At 71.8% G+C, this 21,565-nt stretch carries 22 protein-coding genes; 15 read left to right on the forward strand and 7 right to left on the reverse strand.

Annotated elements, in window-relative coordinates:
• Positions 1-69: 69 nt before the first annotated feature.
• The 5 genes from AB0C02_RS07185 to AB0C02_RS07205 all read left to right on the forward strand — a co-directional run bounded on the left by AB0C02_RS07185 (position 70) and on the right by AB0C02_RS07205 (position 6,734).
• Positions 70-2,391, forward strand: coding sequence for an EAL domain-containing protein (locus tag AB0C02_RS07185; RefSeq protein WP_357542097.1), 2,322 nt, complete (start codon positions 70-72; stop codon positions 2,389-2,391).
• Between the two features lie 127 nt (positions 2,392-2,518).
• A complete protein-coding gene (locus tag AB0C02_RS07190; protein WP_357542099.1) occupies positions 2,519-3,157 on the forward strand; it encodes a hypothetical protein in 639 nt (212 codons plus the stop codon).
• A 143-nt stretch (positions 3,158-3,300) separates the two neighbouring features.
• Positions 3,301-4,059 carry a MerR family transcriptional regulator gene (locus AB0C02_RS07195; protein WP_357542101.1) on the forward strand — a complete coding sequence of 253 codons (759 nt, stop codon included), beginning with the start codon at positions 3,301-3,303 and terminating at the stop codon, positions 4,057-4,059.
• 90 nt (positions 4,060-4,149) lie between these two features.
• Positions 4,150-4,764 carry an IS607 family transposase gene (locus tag AB0C02_RS07200; protein ID WP_357542103.1) on the forward strand — a complete coding sequence of 205 codons (615 nt, stop codon included), beginning with the start codon at positions 4,150-4,152 and terminating at the stop codon, positions 4,762-4,764.
• 71 nt (positions 4,765-4,835) lie between these two features.
• On the forward strand, positions 4,836-6,734 hold the full coding sequence (locus AB0C02_RS07205) for a zinc ribbon domain-containing protein (RefSeq protein WP_357542105.1): 1,899 nt from the start codon (positions 4,836-4,838) through the stop codon (positions 6,732-6,734).
• On the opposite strand, the gene AB0C02_RS07210 is transcribed toward AB0C02_RS07205, so the two are convergent.
• Entirely contained in the window at positions 6,735-8,249 is a 1,515-nt protein-coding gene (locus AB0C02_RS07210) for a gluconokinase (protein WP_357542107.1), read from the reverse strand.
• A 168-nt stretch (positions 8,250-8,417) separates the two neighbouring features.
• Here AB0C02_RS07210 and AB0C02_RS07215 point away from each other — a divergent pair, with 168 nt between their 5' ends.
• Entirely contained in the window at positions 8,418-9,572 is a 1,155-nt protein-coding gene (locus tag AB0C02_RS07215) for a hypothetical protein (RefSeq protein ID WP_357542109.1), read from the forward strand.
• A gap of 4 nt (positions 9,573-9,576) precedes the next feature.
• On the opposite strand, the gene AB0C02_RS07220 is transcribed toward AB0C02_RS07215, so the two are convergent.
• A complete protein-coding gene (locus AB0C02_RS07220; RefSeq protein WP_357542111.1) occupies positions 9,577-10,149 on the reverse strand; it encodes a hypothetical protein in 573 nt (190 codons plus the stop codon).
• Positions 10,150-10,269: 120 nt separating this feature from the next.
• Here AB0C02_RS07220 and AB0C02_RS07225 point away from each other — a divergent pair, with 120 nt between their 5' ends.
• The 3 genes from AB0C02_RS07225 (at position 10,270) to AB0C02_RS07235 (ending at position 12,791) form a co-directional block, all read left to right on the forward strand.
• A complete protein-coding gene (locus AB0C02_RS07225) occupies positions 10,270-11,451 on the forward strand; it encodes an aminoglycoside phosphotransferase family protein (protein WP_357542376.1) in 1,182 nt (393 codons plus the stop codon).
• Positions 11,452-11,538: 87 nt separating this feature from the next.
• Positions 11,539-12,408 (forward strand): hypothetical protein, encoded by an 870-nt coding sequence (locus AB0C02_RS07230; RefSeq protein ID WP_357542113.1) that lies wholly within the window; start codon positions 11,539-11,541, stop codon positions 12,406-12,408.
• Positions 12,405-12,791, forward strand: coding sequence for a GntR family transcriptional regulator (locus tag AB0C02_RS07235; protein ID WP_357542115.1), 387 nt, complete (start codon positions 12,405-12,407; stop codon positions 12,789-12,791). The genes AB0C02_RS07230 and AB0C02_RS07235 overlap by 4 nt, the downstream gene beginning before the upstream one ends.
• Before the next feature lie 3 nt (positions 12,792-12,794).
• Here AB0C02_RS07235 and AB0C02_RS07240 read toward each other — a convergent pair whose 3' ends face one another.
• Complete coding sequence (locus tag AB0C02_RS07240) at positions 12,795-13,655, reverse strand: AraC family transcriptional regulator (protein WP_357542117.1); 861 nt, start codon at positions 13,653-13,655, stop codon at positions 12,795-12,797.
• 204 nt (positions 13,656-13,859) lie between these two features.
• On the opposite strand from AB0C02_RS07240, the gene yidD reads away from it, so the two are divergent.
• The gene (gene yidD, locus AB0C02_RS07245) at positions 13,860-14,237 is read left to right on the forward strand and encodes a membrane protein insertion efficiency factor YidD (RefSeq protein ID WP_357542119.1); all 378 of its coding nucleotides are present in this window, start codon (positions 13,860-13,862) and stop codon (positions 14,235-14,237) included.
• Between the two features lie 22 nt (positions 14,238-14,259).
• On the opposite strand, the gene AB0C02_RS07250 is transcribed toward yidD, so the two are convergent.
• A complete protein-coding gene (locus AB0C02_RS07250) occupies positions 14,260-14,625 on the reverse strand; it encodes a VOC family protein (protein WP_357542121.1) in 366 nt (121 codons plus the stop codon).
• Positions 14,626-14,898: 273 nt separating this feature from the next.
• On the opposite strand from AB0C02_RS07250, the gene AB0C02_RS07255 reads away from it, so the two are divergent.
• The 5 genes from AB0C02_RS07255 (at position 14,899) to AB0C02_RS07275 (ending at position 19,003) form a co-directional block, all read left to right on the forward strand.
• On the forward strand, positions 14,899-15,417 hold the full coding sequence (locus AB0C02_RS07255) for a SigE family RNA polymerase sigma factor (RefSeq protein ID WP_357542123.1): 519 nt from the start codon (positions 14,899-14,901) through the stop codon (positions 15,415-15,417).
• Positions 15,414-16,511, forward strand: coding sequence for a hypothetical protein (locus tag AB0C02_RS07260; RefSeq protein WP_357542125.1), 1,098 nt, complete (start codon positions 15,414-15,416; stop codon positions 16,509-16,511). Before AB0C02_RS07255 ends, AB0C02_RS07260 begins: the two co-directional genes overlap by 4 nt.
• A 125-nt stretch (positions 16,512-16,636) precedes the next feature.
• Positions 16,637-17,887, forward strand: a complete 1,251-nt coding sequence (locus AB0C02_RS07265; protein WP_357542127.1) for an RNA polymerase sigma factor — start codon at positions 16,637-16,639, stop codon at positions 17,885-17,887.
• A 77-nt stretch (positions 17,888-17,964) separates the two neighbouring features.
• On the forward strand, positions 17,965-18,627 hold the full coding sequence (locus tag AB0C02_RS07270; protein WP_357542129.1) for a DUF998 domain-containing protein: 663 nt from the start codon (positions 17,965-17,967) through the stop codon (positions 18,625-18,627).
• Position 18,628: 1 nt separating this feature from the next.
• Complete coding sequence (locus AB0C02_RS07275) at positions 18,629-19,003, forward strand: YciI family protein (protein ID WP_357542131.1); 375 nt, start codon at positions 18,629-18,631, stop codon at positions 19,001-19,003.
• A gap of 37 nt (positions 19,004-19,040) precedes the next feature.
• Here AB0C02_RS07275 and AB0C02_RS07280 read toward each other — a convergent pair whose 3' ends face one another.
• The 3 genes from AB0C02_RS07280 to AB0C02_RS07290 form a co-directional block, all read right to left on the reverse strand.
• Positions 19,041-19,655 (reverse strand): TMEM175 family protein, encoded by a 615-nt coding sequence (locus AB0C02_RS07280; RefSeq protein ID WP_357542133.1) that lies wholly within the window; start codon positions 19,653-19,655, stop codon positions 19,041-19,043.
• 77 nt (positions 19,656-19,732) lie between these two features.
• Positions 19,733-21,055 carry a hypothetical protein gene (locus AB0C02_RS07285; protein ID WP_357542135.1) on the reverse strand — a complete coding sequence of 441 codons (1,323 nt, stop codon included), beginning with the start codon at positions 21,053-21,055 and terminating at the stop codon, positions 19,733-19,735.
• Complete coding sequence (locus tag AB0C02_RS07290; protein WP_357542137.1) at positions 21,052-21,558, reverse strand: SigE family RNA polymerase sigma factor; 507 nt, start codon at positions 21,556-21,558, stop codon at positions 21,052-21,054. The genes AB0C02_RS07285 and AB0C02_RS07290 overlap by 4 nt, the downstream gene beginning before the upstream one ends.
• Between the last annotated feature and the right edge of the window lie 7 nt (positions 21,559-21,565).

Consider the following 21,565-nt stretch of genomic DNA (forward strand, 5'->3'; position numbering starts at 1 on the left):
GGCGGTACCGGGCGGTAGCTAGGCTTGCGAGCGTTCGCCGTCCGCAGCCGGTCCTCATCGTCGAGGCGCATGTCTGGGAGAGAGCCGGAGCAGAGTTTTGTGCCTCAGCAGGACGCGAGCCGTGCCGTGACGGCGGTGGCCCGTCGCCCGCTCTCCGGCCGCGTCGGGCCCGTCGCGGCCGCGCTCGTCGTACTCGGGGAAGCGTCCTGGCTGATCGCCGGCCTGCCGGGCGCGGCCCTGGTCAGCGACCTCGGCGCGATGGCGGTGTCGAGCTGGGCGGCGTTCGCCTGCGCCCGAGCCGCCCGGCGGCATCCGCCGCCGCTGCGGCTGTTCTGGACGCTGCTGACCGTGACCATGGCGCTCGCCGGGGTCGGCCGGATCCTGTGGACGGTCGCGCGGCTGGGCGGGCCCGGCCTGCCGAACACCCCACTGGTCGGCGGGATCTTCACGGCGGGGATCGTCACCGGCACGGCCGCCCTGCTCTGCTCGCTGGCCGCCCCGCGCAGCCTGGTCGGGCAGGCCCGGACCCTGCTCGACGGGGTGATCGTCGGGCTCGCCCTGATCCCGATCGGCTGGGTGGTGGTGTTCCGCGACATCGCCGCAGCCGACCTGGCCGACCCGCTGCGCACCTTCGGGCTGCTCTACCCGATGTTCGACCTGATGCAGCTGACCATCCTGGTGGCGGTGGCCGCGCCGGCCCGCCCGAGGTGGCGGGCGCTCGCCCTGATCGGGGTGAGCCTCGGCATCCGGGCCACCGCCGACGCGATCTACGTGTCGCTCGTCGCGCACGGCAGCTACGCCCCGGGCCATCCGATCGACGTCTGGTGGCCGCTGAGCTACCTGCTGATAGGCGCCGCCACCGGCTATCCGCCGCCGCCCGGCTGGGAGGAGACCGAGGAGACGACCGAGTCGCCGCTGCCGCCGTGGTGGCGGGTCGCCATGCCGTACCTGCCGGTGGGCGGGGCGATCGTCGCCGTGGTGCTCGCCCGGCAGCCCACCGGGCAGAGCCCACACCTGATCTTCGTCGCCATGATGGCGCTGCTCGGGGTGCTGGCGCTGCGTCAGGGGCTGGCCGCCAACGAGAACCTGCGGCTGGCCGCCCGGCTGCGGCGGCTCGCCTACACGGACCAGCTCACCGGCCTGGCCAACCGGCTGACGTTCAACCGGCGGCTGCGGCGGGCGCTGCGCGCCGGCGGCCCGGTCGCCGTGCTGCTGCTCGACCTCGACGGCTTCAAGCAGGTCAACGACCGCTTCGGGCACGCCGCCGGGGACCGGCTGCTGACCACCATCGCGGAACGGATGCGGGACGCCGTCGGCGACGACGGGTCGATCGCCCGCCTCGGCGGTGACGAGTTCGCGGTGCTGATCGACGGCGACCGGGTGTCGCCCGAGCAGCTCGCGCAGCGGCTGCTCGTCGCCCTCGAACCGCTACCCGGCGAGGAGGACCTCGGCGCGCACCCGTCGGCGAGCATCGGCATCGCCGAGTACGGTCCGCAGCACGCCTCCCACACCGACCTGCTCCGCGACGCCGACATCGCCATGTATGCGGCGAAAGCGGCCGGCAAGTCGGCGTACCAAACCTGCACGCCGGGGCTGCGCGAGTCGGCGGTGAGCCGGGCCGAGCTGATCGCCGACCTGCGCCGCGCGGTCGACGAGGGACAGCTGCTGATGGAGTTCCAGCCGATCGTGGACCTGGCCACCGGCACGGTACGCAGCGCCGAAGCGCTGGTGCGCTGGCGGCATCCCCGCCTCGGAGTGCTTCCCCCGGCGCGGTTCCTGCCGTTGGCCGAGGAAACCGGGCTGATCCTGGCGATCGACCGGTGGGTGATCCGCCAGGCGTGCCGGGCCGCGGCGACCTGGCGGCCACACGCGCCCGAGGTGACCGTCGCGGTCAACATCGCCGCCGCTCACCTGCAACGCCCCGACCTGATCGCCACGGTCACCGGGGCCACCTCGGCGGCCGGTCTGGCGCCCCGCGCGCTCACCCTCGAACTGACCGAGTCGGCGCTGATCGAGGGCAGCGAGGTGGTGCTGGAGCGGCTGCACCAGCTGCGCGAACTGGGCGTGCGGATCGCCATCGACGACTTCGGCACCGGCTACTCGTCGCTGAGCTACCTGCACCGAATCCCGGCCACCGAGCTGAAGATCGACCGCTCCTTCGTGTCCCGGCTGGACGCCGGTGACCCGCGCGCGTACGCCACCGTGGAGATGGTCAACCGGCTGGCCGGCGCGTTCGACCTGGCCGTGGTGGCCGAGGGGGTGGAGACCGGCACGCAGCACGAGGCGGTGACCGCGATCGGCTGCCTGCACGGCCAGGGCTGGCGGTACGGCCGCCCGGCCACCCTGTCGGAGTTGCTCGCCATGCTCGCCCCGATCGACGCGGCCCGCTGACCGGCCCGGTCGGTTGGGGGCCGAAGGTCCCGTACGGGACAGGGGGTTCGGCCCTGCTGTCGATTGCTGCCCGACCGCGACGATGAGACAGACAACGACAAGCGGCCACATTCATACGGGAGCAGTCATGAAGCGTCGGACCCTGGATCTGCTGTTCAGCATCGGCGGGCTCGGCCTCGCGGTCCTGCTGCTCGTCGTGGGCATCGTCCTGACGACGAACGCCAACTTCGCGAACGACTACGTGCACGACCAGCTCGCCGCCCAGCACATCAACTTCAAGCCGGCCGACCAGCTGACCGACGAGGAGAAGAAGTCGGACTGCCTGCGCGAGTACGCCGGCCAGGCGCTGACCACCGGCAAGCAGGCCGAGTGCTACGCCAACGAGTTCATCGGGCTGCACCTGACGACGATGTCCGGTGGCAAGACGTACGCCGAGCTGGGTGAGCCGGAGTCGGCCCTGAGGGCGCAGGTCGCCGAGGCCGAGAAGAACAACGCCGCGAACGTGGACGACCTGAAGCAGCAGCTCGCCCAGGCCAGCGCCCTGCGGGAGACCGTGTTCAAGGGCGAGTCGCTGCGCGGCATGCTGCTCACCTCGTACGGCTTCAGCGAGTTCGGCCGCAAGGCCGGGCAGGGCGCGCTGGCCATGTACCTCGGCGCGGCGCTGCTCCTGCTGCTGTCGATCGCCGGCCTGGTCCACGCCTTCCGTACCCCGGCCAGCGAGGCGTTCGCCGCCCCGGAGAACGCCCGGAAGCCGGTCAACGCCTGACCCGGCCGCGTCCCGATCCGACCGCCCCGGTCTCCGCTACCCCCGAAGCGGAGGCCGGGGCCGGTCGCTTTTCGGCACGCTGGAATCGGGCTTGACCCTCACGCAGCGGGAGGCGGCAACCTTGGTGGCGGAAGGGAGGGACCATGGCGTACACGGTGGGTCAGGTGGCGCGGGCGGCCCGGGTGACGGTCCGGACGCTGCACCACTACGACGAGATCGGGTTGCTGTCGCCGAGCGGACGCACCCCGGCCGGCTACCGCCGCTACTCGGACGCGGACCTGGAGCGGTTGCAGGTCATCCGCGCCTACCGTGAGCTGGGGTTCCCGTTGGAAGAGATCGCCAAGATCCTGGACGACCCGGCCGGGGACCCGGTGACGCATCTGCGCCGGCAGCACGAGCTGCTCACCGGACGCATCGGCAAGTTGCAGGAGATGGTCGCGGCGATCGAACTCGCGATGGAGGCGAGACGAATGAACATCGGGCTCACGCCGGAGGAACGGTTCGAGGTGTTCGGGGACTTCGACCCGGACGCGCACGCCGAGGAGGCGGAACGGCGCTGGGGCGGCACGGACGCGTACCGGCAGTCCGCCGAGCGGGTCGGCCGGTACTCGAAGGAGGACTGGCGGCGGCACAAGGCGCAGAACGAGGACTGGGGCCGGCGGCTCGCCGAGCTGATGGCCTCGGGCGCCCCGGCCGACTCGCCGGAGGCAATGGCGCTGGCCGAGGAGCACCGGCAGCTGATCAGCCGCTGGTTCTACGACTGCTCGTACGAGATGCACACCGGGCTGGCCGACATGTACCTCGCCGACCCGCGGTTCACCGCGTACTACGAGAAGATCCGGCCGGGGATGGCCGCGTACCTGAACGAGGCCATCCACGCCAACGCGATCAACCGGGCCTGAGCGGCTCAGGCAACAGCGGCGGTGCGTGGCGGCTCCGGCGGCAGGCTCACTAATTTGGTTAGACATCCTTAGTGGACATAGGGTGTTCGGGTGGAACTTCTTCGGCTGGCGAAGGCCGCTAGGCGTTTGGGTGTTCATCCGGTGACGCTTCGTTTGTGGGCTGATGCGGGGAAGATTCCGGTGACCTGGGTGGGTCGTGAGCGGCGGTTCTCCTCGGTTGATGTCGAGGCGATGAAGGTTTCCACTGGTGGTGTGCGGGTCCGTTTGGAGGGCCTGTACGTGCGTGTGTCCGGCTCCAGCGGGCAGGAGTTCTCGCTGGAGGCGCAGGAGCGTGAGTTGCGGGCCACGTCCGCCGGCGAGGTGGTGAAGGTGTTCCGTGACCGGTCGTCGGGTTTGCGGGAGGACCGGCCCGGCCTCAATGCGTTGCTGCGGGCTGTCGCTGATGGAAGTGTGACGGTGGTTCGGGTCACGCATGAGGACCGGCTTGCGAGGTTCGGTGTCGGCTGGCTTAACCACCTGTTGGGCGTGCATGGTGCCGCCTTGGAGGTGCTGCATCCGAAGAAGCTCGGCGGGCGGGAGGAACTCCTCGAGGACTTCGGCTATCTGGTCACGACGTTCGCTGGGCGTTTGTACGGGATGCGGTCGGCGCAGAATCGGGCTCGTCTGCTGGCCGAGTCCGGGCAGTGTCAGGCTGGTGGCCGGTGAGCCGGAAGCAGCCCCGGCGTGAAGGCGAGACCTCTCGTACCGCGTGCGTCCGCGCGTTGTTGCGGACGGGCGTGGACGAGGGGACTGGTGAGGTGCTGTCCCGGGCGGTGCTGGCGCGGCGGGTGGGCTGGTGTGCTGATCTGGTGGCGGGCATGGTGGGTGCCCTGATCGGGGAGCACTGGAACGCGGTTGACGTTGAGTTGCTCGCCTCCGGCGTGGATTCGGGTGGTCGGAGGCTGCCGTCGAACGCGTGGATGGCGTTGCGGCGGCTGGGTTGGACGGCGACCGTCCCGGCGGGTGTGAAGGTCAATGACCGGATCATGCGAATGGCACTGGAGCAGGCGGGGCGTGTCCTGCGGTCGGTGAAGTGGCGTGCCGATCTGACCGCCGGGGTCCTGGCGACCTGGCCGGCCGACCCGCGCCGGCGCGCCCCGATGGAGTGGGATCAGGTCCGCGCCTCGATCCCTGGCGGGGAGGGTCTGCCGTCGAGCGTCATCAAGGGCCGGACCCGGCAGGCCGCGAAGTTCCTCGCCGAGAATGGTCGTTTGCCGGTGGATGTGTTCGAGCTGGAAGGTGTGCCGAGGGTTGCGCGGATGCTGTTGTTGGCCGCGTGTGACCGGCAGCAGGCCACCATCGAACGTGGCGACATCGACCCGGGCAGGGTGCTGTTGCGTGTGCAGCTTCCCTTGCGGCCGGATCCGCGAGGGTATCGGGACTGGACGTGGGTGGCCTGCCCGATCAGCCTGCCACCCACCGTCCCCGCCTCAGCGGTGCTGCACCTACCCACCCTCCGCGTTACCGGCGGCACGGTGCACGCCGACATGGCGTACTCGCATCCGGTGCCGAAGGCCCGCCGCGCGGGGCACGAGGTGGCGCTGGGCGTGGACTGGGGGCTGAACACCCTGCTGTCCGCCGGAACCGTCTGCCTCGGGCCCGAGGGTCGGATTACCGCGCTCGGTGCCGGTGGCCAGTTCCGCGCCGCTGGTGTCCTAGCCAAGCAGCACCGGCTGCGGCGCCTGTCAGAGCGGCTGCACGCCAGGGCCGACCGCTACCAGCAGCTTATCGACGGTCGCCCTGACGAACATCTGCAAGCGAAACACGCGGTCCTGCGCGACGAGATCCAGTACGTGTCCGCCCGCCGCACGAACTTGAACGACGCGCTCGCCTGGGCCGCCGCCCGCTGGACGGTGGACCAGGCCATCGCGGCCGCCGCGACCGTGATCTATCTGGAAGACCTGCGGTCGATGGAAGCCAAGGGTATGGGCGCCACCATGAACACGCGCCTCTCCCAACAGGTTCGCGGGAAGATCGCCGACCGTATCCGGCACCTCGCCGCCGAGCAGGGCATCGCCGTGGTCACGGTCCCCGCCCGCAACACCTCCAAACACTGCCCGCAGTGCTTGGCCCCGCTGCAGCACCGTAAGGCCCCTGACCAGCCGACCGTGGCGGGCTGGAAGTGGGCCGTCTGCCCCCACCAGTCCTGCGGTTGGCAGGGCGACCGCGACCACGGGGCCTGGCGGCGTATCGCCGCCCGGGGCCTCACCCACCAGAACAAGACCATCATCGACAAGACCAGCGGGCACATGGTGATCCGGTCGGTCGTGGACAAGCTCGAAGCCGCGGCCGTCGTCACCCCCACCGCTTCCAAGATCAGTCGGGTGGACCGGTCGAAGACCGGCCCCACCGCGCGTAAGTCATCACGCCCTGCGCCCAGGCGACGCAGGGCACCCTCCCCCACCCGGCCGCAGGGCCGGGCGGGCAAGCGTCCGGAGGGACACGCACCAACGGACCGGCCCCGGCTGCCCCGCGCAGCTCACCGGCACCAGAACGTGACCACGATCAGCACACCCACCACCGGCCACCAGCCACGAGGAGCAGCGCTGGGCGCAGGATTCCATCTCCACGCCCACGCCACCCCACCCAGGTGGGAAACGATCCCGGAAGCACCATCCGACCTAAGGATCGCTTAGCTAATCTGAGACGCTCGGCGCCAGCCGGCGCAGCGACGCGTACGTGGGCACGAGCGCGTCCTGCAGCTCGGAGAAGAGCGGCAGCAGGGCGGCGTAGGTGGCGGCGGAGGCGGGGTCGGGGCGTACCGTCTCGTCGACCTTGACCAGGTCGGCGGCGATGTCGATCGACTCGATCAGGCCGAGGGCCTGCAGGCCGAGCAGGGCGGCGCCGAAGCTGGACCCCTCGTGGCCGGTGGCGAAGCGGACCGGCATGCCGAGCACGTCGGCGAGGATCTGCCGCCACAGCCGGCTGCGGGCGAAGCCGCCGCCGGCCCGGACCTCACCCACCTCGTTGCCGGCGGCGCGCACCGAGGCGAGGACCAGGGCGAGCTGCTGGCAGACGCCTTCCAACGCGGCCCGGACCAGATGCTCGCGCCGGTGGCCGTGGGTGAGCCCCACGTACGCGCCGCGGGGCAGCGCGCTCCAGTGTGGTGCCCGTTCGCTGAGCAGGTACGGCAGCATGAGCAGGCCGGCGGAGCCGACGGGCGCGTGGGCGGCCAGGTCGAGCAACCGCTCCTCGGCATGCTCCCCGAGGTCCGGGGCGAGGGCGTCGCCGGCCCACTGCAGGACGATGCCGCCGTTGTTGATCGCGCCGCCGACCACCCAGCGGTTCTCGGTGAGGGCGTAGCAGAAGACGCCGCCGAGCGGGTCGACGCCGGGGCGTTCCACCACCACCCGCATCGCGCCGCTGGTGCCGATGGAGCAGGCCACCTCGCCGGGGTGTACCGCGCCGAGGCCGAGGTTGGCCAGCGGGCCGTCGCCGGCGCCGACCACGATCGGGGTGTCGGCGGGCAGGCCGGTGGCGCGGGCCGCGTCGGCGGTCAGGCCGGGCAGGACGTGGGTGGTGGGGACGAGCCGCGGGAGCTGTTCGGCGGTGATCCCGCCGAGGCCGAGGGCCTCGGCGTCCCAGGCCAGCCGGTGGATGTTCATCAGGCCGGTGGCGGAGGCGACCGAGTGGTCGGTGACCAGGGCATCGGCCAGCCGCAGCAGCACGTACTCCTTGATCCCCACCCAGTGGGCGACCCGTTCGTGCAGCTTCGGCTGCTGCTCGGCGAACCAGACGAGCTTCGACAGGGGCGCCATGGGGTGTACGGGGGTGCCGGTGCGCCGGTGCAGGGCCAGCCCGGACGGTGCGGCGCGCAGCCGTTCGGCCTGGGCGCTGGCGCGGGAGTCGGCCCAGATGATCGACGGGGTGAGCGGGGTGCCGTCGGCGTCGAGGCCGATGAGGCTGTGCAGGGCGGTGCTGAACGACAGCCCGGCGACCGGGCCGGGCAGTTCGTCGACCACCGCGCGGATCGCGCCCACCACCGCGTCGAAGAGCACCCGGGGGTCCTGTTCGGCGTATCCGGGGTGGGATTCGGCGAGGGGGTTGCCGATCGAGTGGGCGGCGAGTTGCCGTCCACCGGTGTCGTACGCGACGGCCTTGGTGCTGGTGGTGCCGATGTCCACGCCCACCACGACGGCCGATTCGCCCACCGGCGAACCATGCCATGCGCCCCGACCGGCCGCTGACTTTTTGGACCGTATTGCGGTGGTCAATCACCCGATCGGTCGGATTGTCGGTGCTCGCGTGTCTATCCAGCCCTTCACGACAGTTGACAGGTATGACAAACCCAGGTGGGCTCGCGCGGCAGAGGAGTCGGCGTGGCGATGACTGATTCGACGGGTTCCACATGGCGCTACCGATGGGCGCACCGACAGAACGACCGGCGGCTGCGCACCTTCCATGCGGCCGACGAGGCGTGGCGACACCGCGACGACGAGCTGCGGCGGCTGCGTACCCTCGCCGTCTCCTTCCACGGCTCGGCCGAGGCCGGCGCGGGCCTGCCGATGGAACTCACCCCCGGCGAAGTGGTCTTCTGGACGCTGCCGGCCGCGCAACTGGTCGAGGTACGGCACAGCGCCGTGCTGCCGGCCCCCGAGCTGACCGTCGAGCCCGACCCGCCGGTGCTGCGCCCGCGTCGCCCCGAGGGGGTACGGGTCGCCGATGCCGGGCTGGCCGTGCTCACCAACCGGCGGCTGGTGCTGCTCGGCGGGCGAGGCCGACGCGACTGGGCGTACGGGAGGATGACCGGGCTGTCGCACGACCCGGGCGCGCCGGTGACGCTGATCCAGGTCCTGGACCGGCGGCGTACGTCCGGGCTGCTGCTGCCCACCGGCGCGGTGGCCGACTTCCGGTTCAAGCTGACCCTGGCCTTCGCCGACGCGATCGAGCAGCGGGCGGCGGTCGTCGCCCAGCTCGACGAGCTGATCGAGGAACACGCCGCGGCGCAGCCGGCCCGGCCGGCCATCCTCACCCCGGCGCAGGCCCGGATCACGGCGCGGGTACCGGGCGGCCGGCGTACCGTCGCGGTCGGCGCGGCCCTCGCGTTGATCGTGCCGGCGATGCTCTTCGAGTCCGACCCGCCGGTGCGGCCCGGCTCCGAGCGGGCCGCCGCCGCCACCCCGGCGTCCACCGCCGCGCCCGCCCCGCCACCGGTCGCCCCCGCGGTGCAGGTCGACAAGAGCACCTCGCCGAAGCCCCACCGCAGCCGCGCCGCGCCCACGGCCGAACCGTCGCGACCGGTCGCCGAGTCGCGCTGCGGCGCCCCGGCCAACCCCTACGGGTACGACTTCTGCGGCGGTCAACGGATCCGCATGCCGGCCCGGGAAGTCTGTGACTGGTTCGACTGCGTACCCGACTTCTGGTCCGGCCCTGGCTGGCTGGTGCAGTGCCACGACGGGACGGTCAGCCTGACCGGTGGGCAGCGCGACTCGTGCACCGGCCATCGGGGCTTCCGCCGCACCGTCTGGACCTGACGGCTCAACGAGGTCGGGAACCGCCGAGGGGGAGCACGCCGGCGAGGACCAGGGCGGCGCCGACCGGCAGCAGGTCCAGCTTCACCGCGATCGCCGCGAACCCGACCAGCACCAGCACCGGGCTCCAGACTGGCAGCAGCCGTACGAAGGCCGCGCGAAACAGCAGGGTGAGCAGGCCCAGCTCGAACAGCATCGGCCCGCCCGTCAGTACCAGGCCGGGCGGGTTCACCGCGTCGGCGAACCGGGGAAACAGGTCGCCGAGGATCACCCATCCGAAGCCGACCCCGCCGATCAGGCCGGCCACCGCCGCCACGTCGTCGACCGCCCGCAGCGGGGACGAGGTGGCGCGCAACAGCCCGTGCAGGCCCACGATCACCGCTCCGAACGCGACGATGCCGAACAGGAACAGGGTGTGCCCGATCATCCAGGGCCACGCCGACTTGTCGCGGTGCCCGCCCAGGCCACCGATCAGACGCAGTACGCCGTAGCCGAACAGCAGCAGCGACGCGGTCACGGCCACCGGGCGTAGCCAGAGGTACGCGGCACGCCCGGCCGGCCGGGCATCGTTGAGGGTCATTTCCTCAGGCTGTCAGCGGGACGCGTGCCGGACATCCGGGTCCGCCCCCTACCCGTCCCGGAACGACGACCCCCGATGCGGCTCGGGGGCGGCCCCCGCTACCGTCGCGTCGTGTCCCGCATGATCACTCTCGTCCTGGTCGACGATGCCGGCGCGCCGCTCGGCGCCCTGCCCCCGTTCGAGGTGCCGGAGCCGTGGTGGCAGCAGGTCGGCGCGATCGTCGGCGGGGTCCGTCACCACCACGGCGTCGACGTGGCCGTGCTGCGGCTGCTCGCCGCTGACCGGCCCGAACCGCCCGGCGGCCACCTCACCTACCTCGGCCAGGTCACCACGCCTCCGGCCGTACCCCTGGAACCGGTGTCGGTGGACCTGTCACCGCACCCGCTGCGCGCCCCTTGGGCGCAGCCCGGCGGCCCGGCCCGCAGCCTCGCCTGGGCCGCCGGCGAGCTGCACCGCCTCGGCCGGCCGGTGACCGCCACCGCCCAGCACCGCACCTGGAACCTGTCGGCGATCTGGCGGCTCGACGGCGAGCACGGCAGCGCCTGGCTCAAACAGGTGCCCGGGTTCTTCCGGCACGAGGCCGCCGTGCTGCGCTGGCTCGCCACCACCGTGCCCGGCACCGCCCCGGCCCTGCTCGCCGCCGACGACACCGGCCGGATCCTGCTCGACCACGTGCCCGGCGAGGACCGCTACGCCGCTGACGACGCCGAACGCGCCGCCATCGCCGCCGACCACCACGTGCTTCAACTCCGCGCCGTCGACCACGCCGACGCGCTGGTCGCGGCCGGCGTACCCGACCTGCGCGGGCCGGCCCTGGCCGCCTGGATCCGCCGTTGGCTCGCCCCGCACGACGTCTCCGTCGTCGCCGACCTGCTCGCCGACCTCGATGAGCGGCTTGACCAGGTACGCGACTGCGGACTGCCCGACACCCTCGTCCACGGCGACCTGCATCCCGGCAACGTGCGCGGCGACGGCCGGCGGCAGGCGGTCATCGACTGGGCCGACTCGTTCGTCGGGCACCCCGCCTTCGACATCCTGCGCCTCACCGAGACCCTCGCCCCGTCCGCCGCCGCGCCGCTGCTCGACGCCTGGGCCGCCCGCTGGCGGGCCGACCTGCCCGGCAGCGACCCGGAACGCGCCGTCGATTTGCTCCGCCCGGTCGCGCCGTTGCGGCTGGCCGCCGTGTACGCGATGTTCCTCGCCGGCATCGAGCCGAGCGAGCACCCCTACCACGCGGCCGACGTGCCCGCCTGCCTCGGTCGGGCCGCCGCCGAGGCGGACCGGGTGTGCCTGCCTGACTGACGCCTCTTGTATCAACTCCTTGACACAAACATGCCGTCCGGTCATGCTTTCTTGTGTCAAGCGTTTGATACAAAGGGGAGTGTCGTTGTGCCGGTCACGGTGATTCTGGGACTTCTACTGCTGCCACTGCTCGGCGTCGCGCTGGCCGGCCCGTCCGCAACGGGCGAACCCGCGACCGAGCACATCCGGCGCACCACCCGGCGCTGGCGGTGGGCCGGCCTGACCGTCGGGGCGACGGTCGCCGCCGTCGCCGCCGGCCAAGACCCACTGGGACGCGGCGTTCTGCTGGCCGCGCCCCTGTTCGGGCTCTGCGTGCTGGCCGGGGTGGTGGCGGGCGAGAGTCGAGTCGTCGTCCGCCCCGCCGGCGCCGCCCGCCAGGCCGCTCTGGAGACCCGGCAGGTCCGCCACTACCTGCCACGTCGACCGATCCGGGCGGTGACCGCCGCCGCCGGTGCACTGGCCGTCCTGCTGATTGCGACCACCGCCGCCGGCTCCGCCGACGACCTCGGCCGCGCCGGGCGCTCCCTGGCTTACGACTGCGGCGAGTTCGCCGGCGGCTCCCACGGCCCATGGGCCGGCTCCTTCTACAGTTTTCCGCTCGCCCTGGTGGTCGGCCTCGGCGTGCTGATCGCCGCGCTGGCGATGTACCGGCTCGTCGGGCGTCCCCGCCCGCAGGACCCCGCCGGTGACCTGCTGCGCGACGACGCCGAGCGGCGCCGCTCCGCCGCCGCCGTCACCGGCGCCTGCGGCGTGCTGGTCACCATCCCACTCATCGGGGTCTCCCTGTTCACCGCGTCCGGGCTGCTGTCCAACCCGTGCCGGCCGGCATGGTGGACGGCCACCGCCTGGGTGCTGTTCCTGCTCATCCCGGCCTGGACCGCCCTGCTGGGCTGGAGCGCGGTCGCCGTCCTGAACCCCGGCCCCCACGCCGACCGGCCCACCCCGGTGCCGGCGTGAGCGCCCCGACCCTGCGCGTCGACACGCAGGACCCCACACCCCCGTACGAGCAGCTACGCCGACAACTGGCCGACCTGATCCACACCGGAGCCCTCCAGCCCGGCGACCGGCTGCCACCGCTGCGGCAGCTCGCCGGCGACCTCGGCCTCGCCGTCGGCACCGTCGCCCGCACCTACCGCGAGCTGGAGACCGCCGGGCTGGTCAGATCCCGGCGCGGCGGCGGCACCCGCGTGGCGGACCAGGCACCCGCGTCGTCCGCCGACGAACGCCGCCAAGCGCTCGACCGGCACGCGGCCGCCTACCTGCGGCAGGCGCGGCTGCTCGGCGCCGACCAGGAAACCGCCCTCGACGCCGTACGCCGCGCCTGGCCCGCCGACGAGTGATCGTCAGACCCGCCGGACCGGAATCCACAACTCCGCGTCGGCCTGCGTACCGTCCGCCGCCACCCGCACCTTCGAGAGCTCCGGGCCCGGGCGGCTCTCGTACGGATTGGACGGGAACCACTGGGTGAACACATCCCGCCACAGATACTGCACCGCCTGCGGGAACGCCCCGGAGGCCTGGAACACCGCCCACGAGCCGGCCGCGACCAGCAGGCCGTCCAGGTCCTCCGGTGCGTCCGCGCCGGTCACCACCCCGAACCAGTAGTCCAACTCGCTGCCCTCCGCCCGGTCGCCTGCCAGGCCGTCGCTGACGTTGACGACGCCGTGCGGCTCCTGGTCCGACAGCGCCTCGATCCGGCGTACGGTCTCCCGGTCGATGCCCTTGACGAACGCCACGATGGCCGGATTCATCCCCTCGTGCACAAGCGGGACCCTGGCCTTGCGCCCGACCAGGCGGAAGGCGTCCTTCTCCACGATCCGATACTGCATGCTGCTGCTCCCTTCCACGATGAGCCGGAAGGACATCCGGGGCTGCGACCGCAGCGTCGCCCCCGTACGTCGGGCCTCGCCCGGGCCTACGCCGTGCACGGCCCGGAACGCCCGGGCGAAGGCCTCGTTCGACCCGTACCCCCAGCGGACCGCGACGTCGAGCAGCGGCACCTTCCCGGCGAGGACCTCCGCGCCGGCGACGGTGAGCCGCCGCCGGCGCACGTACTCCGAGAGCGGGATGCCGGCCAGGGCGGAGAACAGCCGCCGGAAGTGGTGCTCCGACACGCACGCGATCCGCGCCAGGTCGGCGACCTCGACCGGCTGGTCGAGGTGCCGTTCGAGGTGGTCCATCGCCTGGTTCAACCGCTCCAACACCCGATGCTCCTTCCTCTTCCACCACCGACGCTAGGGGGCACCGAGGCCCTGAACCCGATCTCATCGAGCCCGATTCAGTCGGCTCGGCGGATGATCATGAGGTGTGTTTGCGTGGACACGAGCGGCCAGGCCGAACCAGCTGCCTGACGTCTTGCCGCTGCCACGCCACCCTGGACGGTGGCACCGGTGTCGCATCATGTCGGCGTGTTCAGCCTGGAGCGCAAACAGCGCGACGAGAAGAAGGAGTTCACCGAGCCCGACATCTGCGATGTCTGCGACTGCGACGGCCCGGACTGCTGCGATTTCGGCTTTTTCTCGCTGTTGCTGACCCTCGGCTCGGTCGCCGCCACCACCACCCGCACGCCCGCCGTGGACCGCGCGGGCCGGGCCGCCATTCTCGGCTACCGGCGGTGGCTGTCCCACCGCTGGCCCGGCCGGTGCCGCTACAGGCCGACGTGTAGTGCGTACGGGCTCGCGGCGGTGGAGAGGTACGGCCTCGGGGTGGGCGGGCGGATGGCCGCCGACCGGGTACGCCGCTGCAAGCCACATGTGCCGCGCGGCACCCACGATCCGCTGCGGTGACCGCCCGCAGGCCCGCTGTCGACTACTCCGGGCGGTGGCAGACGGCCTCGACGTTGTTGCCGTCCGGGTCCCGGACGAACGCGCCGAAGTAGGCCGGGTGGTACTCCGGCCAGACCCGGGGCGCGTGCAGCACCTCCGCGCCGGCCGCGACCGCAGCCTCGTGGAACGCCTGCACCGCGGCCCGGTCCGGGGCGGTGAAGGCGATGTGCGCCTCCAGCGGCTCGGTGCCGGCCGTTGCGGGCACCAGCCAGAAGTCGGGGCGGTCGACGCCGTAGCCGATCGGGCCAGGTTCCATGATTCGGCGGCCGCCCAGCGGGGCGAGCACCTTGTCGTAGAAGGCGGCGCTGGCCGGCAGGTCGCGCACCTGAACGGAGAAGTGGTCGAGCACGTTGCCCCCTGTAGTTCGTCGGACCGGGCCAGGTTAAGAACGACCTACGACACTTCAATGCCGCTGGGGCATGTTCATGCCTCAGCGGCATATCGCTTCTGCCCGTTATTCAAAGGCAAGCCCGTCAACTGCCCCGGTGCCGGTCGTGGGTGCGTCAGAATTTTTCGTCGCCGAGCAGCAGCAGCGACGGCCCGGCCGGCGTCTGTACGGGCATGAACGAGCAACGCGAGCACGGGTGCGAGCGTGCGGATAGGCACCTTGGGCGGGGGTCAGATGGACGTTGAAACCGAGCGGGACTTCGTCTCCTTCGTCGAGTCCCGGTCGCACGTGCTGTTCCGCACGGCACTGGCCCTGACCGGGAACCGACACCAGGCGGAAGATCTGCTCCAGACGGTCCTGGCCAAGGCCCTTCGGCGCTGGAAACACATTCATGGGTCGCCGGAGGCGTACCTGCGCAGCGCCATGTACCGCCAGCAGGTGAGCTGGTGGCGGCGGCCGGGGCGCGGCCGCGAACTGACCACGGACCGGGTCCCGGACAACCGGTCGGCGCCGGACCGCACCGCCCAGCTCGATCTGAGCATGGCGTTGCAGGACGCGCTGCGCCGGCTCGCGCCGAAGCAGCGTGCGGTGCTCGTGCTGCGCTATTTCGAGGACGTTCCCGACGACGAGATCGCGCGGCTGCTCGGCTGCAAACCGGCGACAGTCCGCAGCCAGATCGTGCGGGCCCTCAGTCGGCTACGCACCCTCTGCCCAGACCTCAACAGCCTTGACTTACAGGAGACCAGGCGATGACCACCCAGCTGGATCAGGCACTGCGCGACGCGTTCGAACAGATCAGCGAGGCACCTCCACCGGTCGGTGTCGCGCCCGCCGTCGTACGCCGGGTCCGTCGTCAGGGCCGCGTGCGCGTGGGCCTGACCACCGGCGCGCTCGTGGCGCTCGTCGCCGCCGCAGCGCCGTTGGGGATTCGGGCGGCGGGCGGGCAGAACGAGCCGCTCAGGGCTGGCTCACCGGGCGGGCAGAACGCACAGTTCGGCGTCGGCTCACCGACCTGTTCGCAGGTCGTGACCGCCTACAGCTTTACCGGCGCGCAGCCGCCGCGGGACTCGCTGCTGCGCGACGATGCGACCGGCGAGTACGTCGAACTGCCATACCGGACCGTGGTCCCGTCTCCGGACGGATCCCGGGTGCTGGTCCGCCGGGGCGAGGACACGCCGGCCAGCCCGTTGCGCTGGGGGATTCTCGATCCGGCCAACCTGGATCGCGTGCGGTGGATCGACAGCTACGGCAGCGACGAGGGCAGCTGGTCGCCCGACGGCAAGGAAATTCTGTTCACCGTACGCGAGCGCCAGCACGACAAGGGCTTCGCGATCGTCGACGCGGCGACCCTGAAGGACACCTTCGTCAAGCTCAACTTCTACGCCGGCGGCAACACCGGCGCACAGGACTTCGTCTGGGCGCCCGGCGGTAACGAGGTCGCGCTCACGGTGTCGCGGAGCGCTGGCAGCGAGAGCCTGCCCGACCAGGTGACCGAGATCCGCTTCTACAACCGCTCGGGGAAGCTGAAGCGCACCATCCCGGCGACCGCCGTGCTTTATTCGGCGCAGGCGTTCTCCCCTGACGGGACCCGGATCGCCCTGCAGGACCTTCGCCAGGATGCCCCTATCAGGATCGTCGCGACGGCCACCGGCGCCGCCCAGCAGACCATCCCGTTCTCCGGCGAGTTCATCGCCTGGGCCGACGACGAGCATCTCGTCCTTCGCAACTGGCTTGACGATCGCAAGGGGTCGGGGGTGCAGGTCGTTGACCTGGCCGGACGCGTCACCCAGGTCGTACCTCTGCGCGCCGACGCCGTGAACGCGATCATCTCCGTCGCCTGCAGGTAGCCGACAGGGGTGGAGGCCGGTGCCGACGCCGTGATGGCGTCGGCACGGCCTCGCGGTCATCCTCACCCGGCGACACGTGGACTGCGGGTGCCGACAAACGTCGGACGGGCTGGTGTGATGGGCTGATGGGTGAGTCCGAGGTACGGCGCACCGTCGAGGCGGTGTGGCGGATGGAGGCCGGGCGCGTCGTCGCCGGCATCGCGGCGATCGTTCGGGACGTCGGCCAGGCCGAGGAGTTGGCCCAGGACGCCCTGGTCGCCGCCCTCGAACAGTGGCCGCGCGACGGGGTGCCGGCCAATCCCGGCGCGTGGCTGATGACCGTCGGCAAGCGCCGCGCCGTCGACACGCTGCGCCGCCGGCAAACCCAGCAGCGTACGCTCGCCGAGCTCGGCCGGGACCTCGACGAGCAGGTCACCCCGGACTTCGATGCTGCCGTCGAGGATCGGATCGAGGATGACCTGCTGCGGCTGATCTTCGTGGCCTGCCACCCGGTGCTCTCGCCGATCGCCCGGGCGGCGCTGACCCTGCGGCTGCTCGGTGGCCTGACCGCCGGCGAGATCGCCCGCGCCTTCCTCGCCTCCGAGTCCGCGGTGGGGCAGCGGATCACCCGCGCCAAGCAGACCCTCGCCACCGCCCACGTGCCGTTCGAGGTGCCCGGCACGGCCGAGCGCGCCGAGCGCCTCGACTCGGTGCTCGAGGTCGTCTACCTGATTTTCAACGAGGGGTACGCGGCCACCGCCGGGGACGACTGGATGCGCCCGGCCCTGTGTCAGGAGGCGTTGCGGCTGGCCCGGCTGCTGCAAGGGCTGATGCCCGAGGAACCCGAGGTGCACGGGCTGGCCGCGTTGTTGGAGATCCAGGCGTCGCGTACGTCCGCCCGCACCGGCCCCGACGGCGCGCCGATCCTGCTCAACGATCAGGACCGCAGCCGCTGGGACCAGCTGCTCATCCGGCGGGGCCTCGCCGCGCTCGACCGGGCCCGCGCCGGCGGCCAGCCCGGCCCGTACGTCGTGCAGGCCGAGATCGCGGCGTGCCACGCGCGGGCGCGTACCCCGGAGGAGACCGACTGGGCGCGGATCGCCACCTGGTACGCGGAGCTGGCCCGGCTGGTGCCCTCACCGGTGGTGGAGTTGAACCGGGCCGTCGCCGTCGCCCAGGCCGACGGGCCCGCCGCCGGTCTGGCCCTGGCCCACGCGTTGGCGGACGACCCGGCGCTGGCCTCCTACCACCTGCTGCCCAGCGTGCTCGGTGACCTGCTCGCCCGGCTCGGCCGGCACGACGAGGCCCGAGTCGAGTTCGAGCGGGCGGCGTCGCTCACCGGCAACGCCCGCGAGCGGGTGCTGCTGCTGGACCGGGCGGCCGCCTGTCGTTCGTAAAAAATCTTGAAACGGGATGTCGGATCCGGGGCGACCCGATCGACGTGTCAGTGAGAACCGATGACAGGGAGATCGAGATGACCAGTGTGACGCTGACGCGGGCCGGTGCGACCCGGCGCGTTCCGACCGCCAGGCTGCTTGCCGCAGGGGCCGCTGCTGGGCCGCTGTGGCTGGGGTTGTCCTTCGCGCAGGTGCTCACCCGCGACGGCTTCGACGTGAGCCGGCAACCGCTGAGTCTGCTCGCCCTCGGCGACTACGGCTGGATCCAAATCGCCAACTTCGTCGTATCCGGGCTGCTGGCCCTGGCCGGTGCCGTCGGGCTACGGAGGGCGTTGCGCGGCGGTCCGGCGGAGACATGGGGGCCGTTGCTGGTGGCGGTCTACGGCGTCGGGCTGGTCGTGGCCGGGGTGCTGCGGGCCGACCCGAGCATGGGTTGGCCGGCTGGCGCCCCCGAGGGCGCCCCGGAGACGATGAGCTGGCACTCCGTCGGCCACGGCGTCGGGGCGATGCTGGCGTTCGGGTCGCTCACCATCGCCTGCCTGGTGTTCGCCCGCCGCTTCCAGCGGCTGCGCGAGCGGGGCTGGGCCCTGTGCTCGGTGCTGTGCGCGCTGGCGACCGTGGTCGTGATGGCCTGGCCCGACGAGGGCAGCATCAGCATCCGGATGGTCATTGGCTCGGTCTTCGTCTTCGGCTGGCTCACTGCGGTGTCCGTTCACACCCTTACCGAAAGGAATCACTGAGATGCGGTACATGCTGATGCACAAGCTGGACGAGAACACTCCGGGCGCCTTTGACCCGAGCCCCGACTTCATCAAGCAGATGGGCAGCTTCATCGAGGAGGTGGCCAAGGCGGGGGTGCTGCTCGCGGGCGAGGGGCTGTGCAAGAGCAGCAAGGAGGACGCGTCGCGGATCACCGCCGCCAAGGGCAAGACCACCATCACCGACGGGCCGTTCACCGAGACCAAGGAACTCATCGCCGGGTTCGCGCTGCTGGACGTGCGGTCGAAGGAGGAGGCGGTGGAGTGGGGCAAGCGCTTCATCCAGGTCTTCGTCGACCACGGCATCGACGTCGAGGTCGATGTGCGGCGGGTCAACGAGGGGCCGGGCGAGGCCTGAGCGCGGCGGGGCGGGCGGCACCTGCCGCCCGCCCCGCCTAGTCAGTTTTCTCGTGCTGGCGGACGACGCGGTCGATGCGGCGGTCGGGTACGACCCACATGATCGCCACGGCGATGAAACACGCCAGGGCGAGCCCGACTCCGATGCGCCCGCTCCGGTCGATCAGCAGGGCGCTGAGGATCCCGGCGACGTAGAGCACCGGGGAGACCTTGCCCTTGATGTCGGCGCCGATGGCCTGCCGCAGCACCGACGCCGGTCCCTGCTGCCGAATGATCACCGTCTGCAGCACGAAGTACGCGATGGCCGCGCTGAGCAGGTTCAGGCCGTAGATGACGACCGGGGTCGGTTCGAACCTTGAGTCGTCGAGCCAGGCCGTCGTCAACGGGAACAGCGACAGGCAGAACAGCAGCCCCAGGTTCGCCCACAGCACACCGCCACTGACCTGCCGTACCAGGTGGAACATGTGGTGGTGGTTGTTCCAGTAGATGCCGACATAGACGAAGGTGAGGAGGTAGGTCAGCAGCCCGACGCCGGTCGTGTGGATGAGGGCGGTGAGGTCGTGACCTCTTGGGACCTTCAGCTCCAGCACCATGATCGTGATGATGATGGCGAGCACGCCGTCACTGAACGCCTCCAGTCGGTTGGTCCGCACCGCGCCACCGTCCCTTTCGCCTTCAGCCATGCGACCGTGCGCCGCGACCTGGTAGGAGACAAGCACAACAGATGCCGCTACGGGCGGGTCCTGCGCCACACCAGGAACGCGGCGCCGAGGACGACAGCGGCGATGACGGCGTCCAATAGCAGCGGCCAGGGGCCGCGCTGCGGGCGGCCGGCGCTGCGGACGGTCAGGTCAGGCAGCAGGCCGGTGGCGAGGTGCAGGTCGGTGATCTGGCAATGCTGCATGCCCAGCTCGCAGGTGGAGCCGGTGTCGAAGCGGGACAAGGTTTGGCGGGTGCCGGTGTCGAGCTGCACCTCGACCAGCGCCGCGTGACCCGCGTCGTTGAAGACCGCGACGAGCACGCTGCTCGCCGAGCGCCAGCCGAGCAGTCGCGCGACGCCCCGGACCCCCGTCGGTGGCGCGCCGGCGTCGGCGAGGGGCACGAACTCGACGTCGCCGAGCTCGTAGAGGAAGGTGTGATGGGTGTCGCCGCCGTTGGATGGTCCCTCGGAGATCCAGGGCACGGTGGCGAGGAACGTGCCGTCCGGCGACCAGCCGACGTCGGCGGCCAGCTCGCGTCTGTCCTGAATGGGAACGGTGCCGTACTCGCTGCCGTCGAGGTCGATGAGGTGGGCCGTCTGACCGACCTGCACGGCGAGCCGGCGACTGTCCGGCGCGAACGCCGCCGTCCACGCCGGTTTGATCGCCGGCACCTCGGTGCTGCGCCCGGTCGACAGGTCGAGCAGCCGCAGCGTGCCGGTGCGGGCGACCTCGCCGTCGACGCTCTCGTACTCGTCGTAGTGGTGGATGGGCGCGGCGCTGTACGCGACGTGGCGGCCGTCGGGGGACCAGGCCAGCAGCCGTACGCCGACCGGGTCGCCGAGCGGGATCGACCGGCGCTTGCCGGTGGTCAGGTCGACGAGTATCAGGTCGCGGGTCGCGCCGCGATCGTCGCCGAGCAGCACGCGGGTGCCGTCCGGGGCGAGCAGCGTTGACGGGCCGCCCCGCTCCTCCATGGCGTCGACGCGCCGGTACGTGTCCCCGTCGGCCCCGACGACCAACGGCTGGAACATGTTGAACGTCTCGCCGTTGCCGTAGCCGTAGAGGGCGATCGCGCGGCCGGGCGGGGCCTTCGCGACGGTGCTGGTGAGCATCGAATACCCGGCGAAGCGGTCGGGCAGGCTCGGCTTCGCCGACGAGGCCGCGGTCTGGCCGGGAAGCGGGACGCCGGGTAAGACCAGCACGGCCAAGAGGAGTACGACGATCGTTGCTGCCGCAGCCGTGGCGACCCGCTGGCGGCGGACCGCGCGGCGGCCCCGGGTGAGCACGGTGTCCAGGTAGCCGGGCGGCAACGGCGGCGGGTCGTCCGGCAGGGTGACGAACAGTTCTCTCATAGCGTGTCCGACCCTCCCGGCAGGTAGTTCGGCAGCAGGCGGCGCAGCGCCGCGATGGCGTACGAGGTCTGGCTCTTGACGGTCCCGGTCGAGCAGCCCAGTGCGGCGGCGGTCTGCGCGACGTCAAGGTCCTCCCAGTAGCGCAGGACCAGCACCGCGCGCTGCCCTCGGGACAGCTTCGTGAGCGCGGCCAGCAGGTCGACCCGGTGCTCGGTGCCGGCCAGCGGTGCGGTCGGGGGGCCGGTCACGTCGGCCACGGGCCGAACCCGGCGGGTCCACGATCGCTCCCGCTCGGCCAGGTAGGCGTGCACCAGCATCGTCCGGACGTAGCCGTCGAGGGAATCCGCTGCCGATGCCTTGCGCCAATGGCGGTACAGCGCGACGAGGCACTCCTGTACCAGGTCGTCTGCGGCCGACCACTGCCCACACAACCGGTACGCCAGCCGCCGCAGCCACGACATGCGTGCCTGGACGTACTCGACGTACTCTCGTTCACTCCGCAACCCGGCC

It is taken from the genome of Micromonospora sp. NPDC048999, assembly GCF_040649295.1.
Classification (GTDB): Bacteria; Actinomycetota; Actinomycetes; order Mycobacteriales; family Micromonosporaceae; genus Micromonospora.